General features: G+C 27.0%; 6 protein-coding genes. 3 read left to right on the forward strand and 3 right to left on the reverse strand.

The annotated features are described in order from the left end of the window. Nucleotides 1-42: 42 nt before the first annotated feature. A complete protein-coding gene (locus VN21_RS05585) occupies nucleotides 43-789 on the forward strand; it encodes a glycosyltransferase (protein WP_046822436.1) in 747 nt (248 codons plus the stop codon). A 48-nt stretch (nucleotides 790-837) separates the two neighbouring features. Here VN21_RS05585 and VN21_RS05590 read toward each other — a convergent pair whose 3' ends face one another. Both VN21_RS05590 and VN21_RS05595 read right to left on the reverse strand, forming a co-directional pair. Beyond that, nucleotides 838-1,908, reverse strand: a complete 1,071-nt coding sequence (locus tag VN21_RS05590; RefSeq protein WP_332840847.1) for a polysaccharide pyruvyl transferase family protein — start codon at nucleotides 1,906-1,908, stop codon at nucleotides 838-840. Between the two features lie 15 nt (nucleotides 1,909-1,923). Beyond that, the gene (locus tag VN21_RS05595) at nucleotides 1,924-3,762 is read right to left on the reverse strand and encodes a glycosyltransferase (protein ID WP_046822437.1); all 1,839 of its coding nucleotides are present in this window, start codon (nucleotides 3,760-3,762) and stop codon (nucleotides 1,924-1,926) included. A 121-nt stretch (nucleotides 3,763-3,883) separates the two neighbouring features. Here VN21_RS05595 and VN21_RS05600 point away from each other — a divergent pair, with 121 nt between their 5' ends. Then, nucleotides 3,884-4,966, forward strand: a complete 1,083-nt coding sequence (locus VN21_RS05600) for a glycosyltransferase (RefSeq protein WP_046822438.1) — start codon at nucleotides 3,884-3,886, stop codon at nucleotides 4,964-4,966. 110 nt (nucleotides 4,967-5,076) lie between these two features. Beyond that, on the forward strand, nucleotides 5,077-7,722 hold the full coding sequence (locus VN21_RS05605) for a DUF11 domain-containing protein (protein WP_046822439.1): 2,646 nt from the start codon (nucleotides 5,077-5,079) through the stop codon (nucleotides 7,720-7,722). Between the two features lie 111 nt (nucleotides 7,723-7,833). Here VN21_RS05605 and VN21_RS05610 read toward each other — a convergent pair whose 3' ends face one another. After that, on the reverse strand, nucleotides 7,834-8,271 hold the full coding sequence (locus VN21_RS05610; RefSeq protein WP_046822440.1) for a hypothetical protein: 438 nt from the start codon (nucleotides 8,269-8,271) through the stop codon (nucleotides 7,834-7,836). Nucleotides 8,272-8,332: the final 61 nt, after the last annotated feature.

Below are 8,332 nucleotides of genomic sequence, written 5' to 3' on the forward strand. Positions count from 1 at the left end.
TTAGTTTTATATATTTATATAATATGAAAGAGGTAACTTGATATGGAAAATAAAATTATTATGGTTATAGATATACCATTTAATGTACCTGAAAATCCATTCTGGCCAGGGTTTAAAGATGTATATAATGATTCTAAAAAATTATCTCAAACTAAAGAATGGATTGAATATAGAATTGAAATTTTTAATAAATATACTTTACGAAGTTTAGAAAATCAAACTAATCAAAACTTTAAATGTATAATGAGATACACAAAAGAAACTGAAGAACTAGTATTTAATGCATTATCAAAATATGATAAATTACCAGATAACGTAATTTTTACGTCTGATGGAGATGAAACTATATATAGCTTAATACAAGGATATGATTACATGTATCATATAAGAATTGATAGTGATAATATGTTTAGTAAAGAGTATATTGATATATTGTATAAAACTCCATATTATGAAGAATTAGAATGTATATTATGCCAAAAGGGATATATGTATGAAATAGAAGGGGATAGATTAGCATCGATGGAGCATGGTTCGCCATCGTTTTACGCTTTAGTATATACTGTAGATGACTTTTATTTTGGATTTAGACATAACACAGAACCAGACCATTGGGGAGCTGCAAACTTAACTCATGAAGTTATAGATACCCATTGTTATCTAGTTATCGTACATGAAAAAAATGTAAGCAATAGTTTTAAAATGGTTCTTGATTATCCACATATAAAAACTATAGAAATTTTTAGAGATGAAAAAGAAGAAATTTTAAAAAATTTTGATTTGAAATAAAATTAAAAAATAGCAAAGTTTAAAATTTTTAAACTTTGCTATTTTAATTTAGAATAAGTTTTCTCTAAAAGGGGTTTCTATTTTTTCTTTATAGGAGTCAATATTATGTTTAATAGTATTTTTTATATCATCGTAGTTATTATTTATATAATTTATACAATCAATAATATCTTCATACAATTTTTTTGAATCTGTAGGTACAATAAGTTTATCGCAATCAATAGATTTTACGAAGTCAAAGCACTTAAATCTATATCCTAAGCAAATAAAAGGCGTATTTGCAACGGCAGATGTGATATTTCCATGAAGTTTAAAGTTTATAGAAAATTCACATCTTTTTAACAAACTCATTAACTGCCCACCACTATATATATTTGTATCAACAATTAAATTGTCACTAGGTTTAATTTTTTTATAAAAATCTAAAAATGGTTTTAAATCTTGTTCCCACATTATATATAGATAAACTTTATATCCTCTATCTATTAAATAATTGCATACTTTCGCAAGTTCACCAGATACGCTTTCTTCATCATTACCATAAATTTTATTTAGACTAGAACCCCAGTTTACAGCAACAATTTTATCTGATGGATCTAATGTGGTTATAGGCATATAATCTACTAGAGGTTTTTCTTGTAAAGCAAATCCTGGATCACCAGAAATTATTAATTTACTAATATCTACAAATGACTTTTCTATTAAATTATAAGTTAAAGGGCCTCTAACACCTACAAATTCACAGTTTGGAATTACTTCTTGTAAAATAATTTCACTATCGTCAGGGAATAAATATGCAGGAGTGTTTTCTTCCATTAGAGATACTATATAATCTTTTTCTGCCCAATCATACCCACTTCCCCAAATGAATATTTTAGAACCAGATTGAAAACTTCTGTAAAGTATTTCTATATATCCTGGAAGTAAAAGTGATCCACCTCCTAATACAACAACATCATAGGTCGGCAAATTATTTAAATCACTATCTTCAAAATTGTTTACTATTTTATATTTTTCAGAGACTCCATGTTTTTCACATAAATCTAAGAATATATCCCACATAAGTTCATCACCTATGTTGTTTTGTCCAAGCCATCCAATATATAATAATTTTTTTATTTAACCAGCTCCATTTTAATGAAAGTTTTTAAGTGAATTCATATAAACACGTATCAATCTATCTGTATTAGATTTTATATCGAAGAAATTTCTAGCCCATTCATAGCAAGATTCAGCATATTGAGAAAGGCCATCTTTATTTTCATATACATACTTAATATCGTTATATAGGAATGAAGCATTATTAGATTTTATAGATTTATGGTCACCAAAATAAACTCTCCATGCACTTTCAATGTTATCATTGCTAAGTATACCGAAATAACCATTATTACCAGATGCAATAACAGGCTTTTTACAAGCAAAAGCTTCAATTGCCACACGACCTGTTCCTACTATACAATCAGCATTAAGATAATAATCAACCACATTTGTTTTACCACCAACTAGGTGTATACATTTTTTTCCTAATAAAGCATTGGTTCTATTTGCAATACCAACCAATTGGTTAAAATCGGGACCATCACCAACTATAATTAGATGTAGATTTAGATTTTCAATACGTACTAGGTCACGACAAACCCTTAATAAATTTTCAGCAACCCTTGTTTTACTCCAAGCAATTCTAGAGCAATAAACTATAGTAAATGCATCTTTATCAATACCAAGTTCTTCTTTTATGGATAGGTTAGGAGACTTAGAAACATAATCATCAAAATCTATAGAATTTGGAATTACAGTTGACTGGACATTATATTCAAGCAGCCAATCATAAGTAGGTTGACTAACACTTATTATAGAGTCAGATAAATTAAGTCTATCATATAAAATATCGTAATAGTAAAGTCCATGAACAGTAAAGATACATGGTATTTCAAGTTCCTTGCCTATATCTATACATAATGCTCCAGAAGGTGACTGGTGAGCATGAATTATATTTATATTTTCAGCTAAAATTATCTGCTTTATTTTATTTTTATATCTACTTTCAGTTTCTAAATCTTTTATTACATAAAGAGGGAAATCCATATTATAAATAGTGCATCCTAATTTTAGGAATTCAGATGAATAAGGTCCATGGTCTGCTAATAAACAAACTTTTACACCTCTGCTTAAAAACTCCTTAATAAGACTGTATACATGAGTTTCTGTTCCACCTATGTTTAGACTATCTAAAACCATTAAAACTTTTAAATCTTTTTCATCTATAGCAATTTTATTTATATCATAATATACTTTTGAACGTTGCTTTTCATGTAATCTATAATAATATAGTTCTTCATTTATATTATCTATTCCAAATGGCAATAATTTTGTGATAAATTCATAGTCTTCCGCGCCTTCAAGTTTTCTAGAAAGACCACCAATACTATCAAATACGCTACCCTTAATCAATAAAGAACCATGACAAACACAGTTAAGACCAGCTGAGTATACGTCTTTTATATTATCTACTCCAAATTCTATACCTGTTGGTTCAGACACAGGGGTAGGGTCATCATTATTAAAAGTTGCATAGTTAGTACCAACAGCATTTATTTCTTTATGTTTATTTAAAAAATTGACTTGTTTTTTTATTCTGTCTTTATGAGATTTATCATCTCCATCGTGCATTGCTATATATTCACCTTGAGCTAAAAAAAGTCCATATGTCACGGCACCGGAGAAACCTACATTTTTAGGGAGTTCTATTAATTTTATATAATTATCATTTTTAAAAGAATTTTTATTTTTTCTTATCCAATTTTTGATTTTTGATACACTATTATCTGTTGACTTATCATCAACAATAATAATTTCTATATTTTCATAAGATTGATTAAGTATAGAATTTAAGCATTCTAATATATAGTTTTCATTATTATAGTTTGATATGACTATACTAACTAATCCATCAATTCTACTGAATTTCATAGAAATAAACCTCCTTAGTAGTCTATTGAAATAATATCGAACATTAACTTAATTAGACAATATACTATATAGTATATTATTTTGAAAAAATTGATACTTAAATATAAAAAAAGGTGGTTTTATGAACATACTTATGCTACTAGATCAGTTTAGTATTGGAGGTACAGAAACTCATGTACTTACACTGTGTGAGGCTTTAAATAAAATTAATGTTAAGACTATAATTGCAACTTTAAATGAAAATGAAATTAGTAGTCAGTATAAAAGTAAATTTATTTTTAAAGTGATAGACCAAGGTGAATATGTATATAGAATTGAAAGATTAAAAAAACTCGTAAACTTATATGAAATAGATTTAATACATTGTCATAGCATCGAAAGTATGCTTCTTGCGAGAAAGTTATATGATGTAACAAATACGCCTTATATAATAACAATTCATGGACTTTACTACCCTAAAGAACTGCTATCATATGTATGTGAGAAGTCAAAGCATGTAATCGTGGTTAGTAAACCGGTAAAAAAATTAGTATCTGAGAGTATCTCTGAAAGTAGAATAGATAAAATATCGCTAATTTATAATGGAATTAAAATAAAAAAAGATTCTGAAATAGTTCAAAATAATAATTTAAAATGTAAACTTGGGATTCCTATAAATGCTAAGGTAATTTTGTATTGTAGTAGACTTAGTATTAGTAAAGGAAGATTGGCTGAAAATTTCATACATCAATCTAAAAACTTACTTAAAGATAATATATATATAGTGATAGTAGGAAATGGAGTAAAGAAAAAATCAATTGATTTTTATGCAAACCAAATAAATTGTGAATACAGAAAAAATAAAATAATAACAATAGGCAACATTTACAATATAAATGCTTATTATGGAATAAGTGATATTGTAGTTGGAACTGGAAGAGTTGCAATTGAAGCATTAAATTTTTCAAAACCAATAATTTGTACTGGGATAAAAGATTATTTAGGAATATTTAGTTTTGAAAATTATAATGAAATCTTAGATACTTATTTTGGAGATCATGGATTTAACCATAAAATTGAAAAATTAAGCATTGAAAGTAGTATAAGATATTTGTTAGAAAACCCAGGCAAATACAAAGAAATATCTGATTGGGGAAAGTCATATTGCGATAGTAATTTTGACTTAGATAAATTAATAAAACAATATATGGTTATTATCAATTAAACACATGATTTTTATTATGCAACAAGATTAAATTCAAAGTCATAAAGTAATTGTATATTGTATGACATTTTTTATGTAAATACGACATTTTATAGGAGTGATACAATAATATGATTGATCAAAACTTAGTAAGACAGAGGATAGACCTAGGGTTGGAATGGGTTGTACTAAATCAAAATCAAGATAAGTCTTTTGGTACTTCGTATCCAATTTTAAATACTGCTTTAGTAGTATTAGAAATAGAACAATACGCAATAAGCCAGGGTATTTACCCATTAGATATGTCTTATAAATACTACAATAATTTAGTTGGTGCATTGGAGTATTTGTTTTTAAATGCAAAGCAAAATAATCATGGTATTTATTATGAAGAAGAAGGTAATATAAACTATACAACAGGTGTTGTGTTAGCTGCTATATGTGCAAGTCAATCTCCAGATCAAATAATAAATAATGGATCTGATTTTATAAAAGGACTGTATTATAAGACTGTAGGCCAATATATGATTAATTATTTAGAATACTCACAGGAGTTCAATGGCGGATGGGGATATAGTATAAATAATTATGATGACATAGCTAATAATTATGTATCAGGATATGTTGGATTAGGATTGTTACTTGCTACAAATCCTTTATATAAATTTAACTTACAAGTAGATGTTAACACCGTTGATAAGTTTAGTGATTGGGTTGATTATATACAAAATAATAATGGCGGTTCTGGATATAGTAACCCACAAGAAGATTTAGATATTTTAAAAACAGGAAATTTATTATTAGAAATGAATTTTTTAAATCGTCCTCAAATAGATAGTAGTGTTTTGTTAGCAACAGACTATATAGCTAATAATTGGTATGAGCCAGCTTATTTTTTAAATCCAGGGTGGAATTCAAGCCCTGTTGCTAATTATCAAGCAACATATGCGCTTATGAGTGGATTAACAGGATATGGATTTGATAAAATTGATCAGACAATATCTCCGTTTGAAGAAATAGATTATGCTAATGACGTTACAAATGTTTTATTAGAACAACAAAATTCAGATGGTTCATTCAAGGCAAACCCTAACGATTTTTATCAAAGAGAACAAATGATGTCAACTATATGGGCACTACTTACTTTACAAGCGGTTTTTACTAGAACTTATGATATAAGTGTAGTACTATCAAGTGATAAGTCAATTGTAAGAGAAAATGACATTGTAACTTATACTATTAATATATCAAACATAGGAAATGTAGATGTATTAAATTCAGTTGTAAAAGATGAAATCCCATCTGAGCTAACTTTTATAGATGGAAGTGTCACTATAGATGGAATTGAACAACCTGTAGGTATTTCTCCAGAAACTGGAATTCAAATAGATTCAGTTAATATAGGCCAAACTAAGGTTGTAGCATATAAATGCAGAGTAGTTGCTACAGTTGAAATAGAAATTAATAATATAGTAAGCGTAACATTTGACTATATACCACTATATGGAAGAATAATAACTAATAAAATAGAATACTCTAATGAAGTTTCTATTAGATCTACAATAACAAGTTTAGCTATCACTGCTGAAGTAAACAAAACTACTGCAGTTGTAGGTGAAATTTTAACCTACACTATTAATGTAACAAATAATGGGAAAATATTTTTAGATAACATTACTGTAACAGATTCGCTAAATCAAAATTTGCAGTATATGAATAATTTAGAGATAAATGGAAATCCAACGACTGGAAATATAGTAGATGGTGTAAATATAGGAAGTTTAAATATTGGTGAAACAACAGTGATAAACTTTGATGTTAAAATAATTAGTGTTCCCCCAAATGGAATAATATCAACTGAAATAACTGCAACTTATGACTATAATAATTCTGCAATTTTTACTAAAAAAGAAATTAGCAATGTTATAAAAGAAGCTAAATCTAGGGTAATTGTTTCAGCATCAATTACTGTGGAAGTTAGCATTCAGGTAATGGTTATCAATCCAGAAGTATCTGTAGTTAATAATGTTAGTACTACTTTAATACAAATAGGAGAAATTGCTATTTATAACATTGAAATATCAAATAGTGGTAAACTAGATTCTTTGTCTACTTTATTTACTACTGTATTTCCACCTCAACTAAAAGTCACAGAAATAAAAGTAGATGGAAATATTATAAGTGGGGACTTAGTAGATGGAATAAGTTTAGGACCAATTCTAAGTGGAAAAAATAAAATAGTTTCTATAACAGTTAAAGGTATAGGTTCAATTATAGATTATAGAAACACTAGTATAGTCACTATGGAATTTTTACCTGTTATAGGAGATCCAGTATCCATAGTAAATATAAATGCAATGTCAGATAAGACTCTTTCTGTTGAGGATCTTCAACTTATATTAACTCAATTTATATTCCCAACTTCTGCAAAGCTATGCGACCAAGTAATATTTGAAATAAAAGCAAAAAATATAGGAAGTAATACTTTGCAAAATGTTATAGTTTCAAATTTTTTACCTTCAAGTTTACAATATGTACCATGTAGTATGAGTATAAATGGATGTATAGCGATGGATGAAAATATATTCTGTGGAATATATTTAGGAACTATGTATCCTGAACAAGAATGTATAATAAGATTTAAGGCAAAACTTATAGATGATTCGTTTGATCCGATTTATAACTTTAGTCAAGCTAATTTTTATTATATTAGCTCGGGAAACACAAGTGTACGTGGATATGCAAATAGTAATTTAGCATATTTATTTATAGATTAAATTTATGCAAATTAAAATTAAATAACCATAAAAATAAATCCTATAGAGTAGACTATAAAAGTTACCTATAGGATTTATTTTTTCTAAGTTACATTTTTTAATAAGAATTATTTATTTTAATCCTAAATCTGAAAGCATTTGAGATATACCATAAGATTCATCATATTTTGAATAATATTCTTTAAAAACATCATCCATAGAAGAGTTTTTATAAATTTCAAATTCAATTCCTTGAAAATCAGCTTTAATGCAATTTAGAGTAGAATTATTTAAATAGTTTTTTAATCGTAAAATGTAATCCTTTACTCCTTCTTGTGGAAGTGCACTTAGTTCTCTCACATTTTTAGCAATTATATAACCAGATTGATTTATTTCTTCAAAAGAAACATTTTGGATTAATTTATTTTTTAAATTTTCAATTGTATTTTCATCGAGTTCTAACTCATCTATACTTTGAATATCTAAAAGCTCTTGAATCTTGTCTAAAATCAAAGATTCATTCCAACCATATTCAATAGAATTATGGTTATTTTTAATTTCATTTTTCATAATGTAAATCTCCTAAGCTAAACTTTTTAGTATTACATAAAAATTATATCATTTTATATGA

Source organism: Paraclostridium benzoelyticum (assembly GCF_001006285.1).
GTDB classification, from domain to species: domain Bacteria; phylum Bacillota; class Clostridia; order Peptostreptococcales; family Peptostreptococcaceae; genus Paraclostridium; species Paraclostridium benzoelyticum.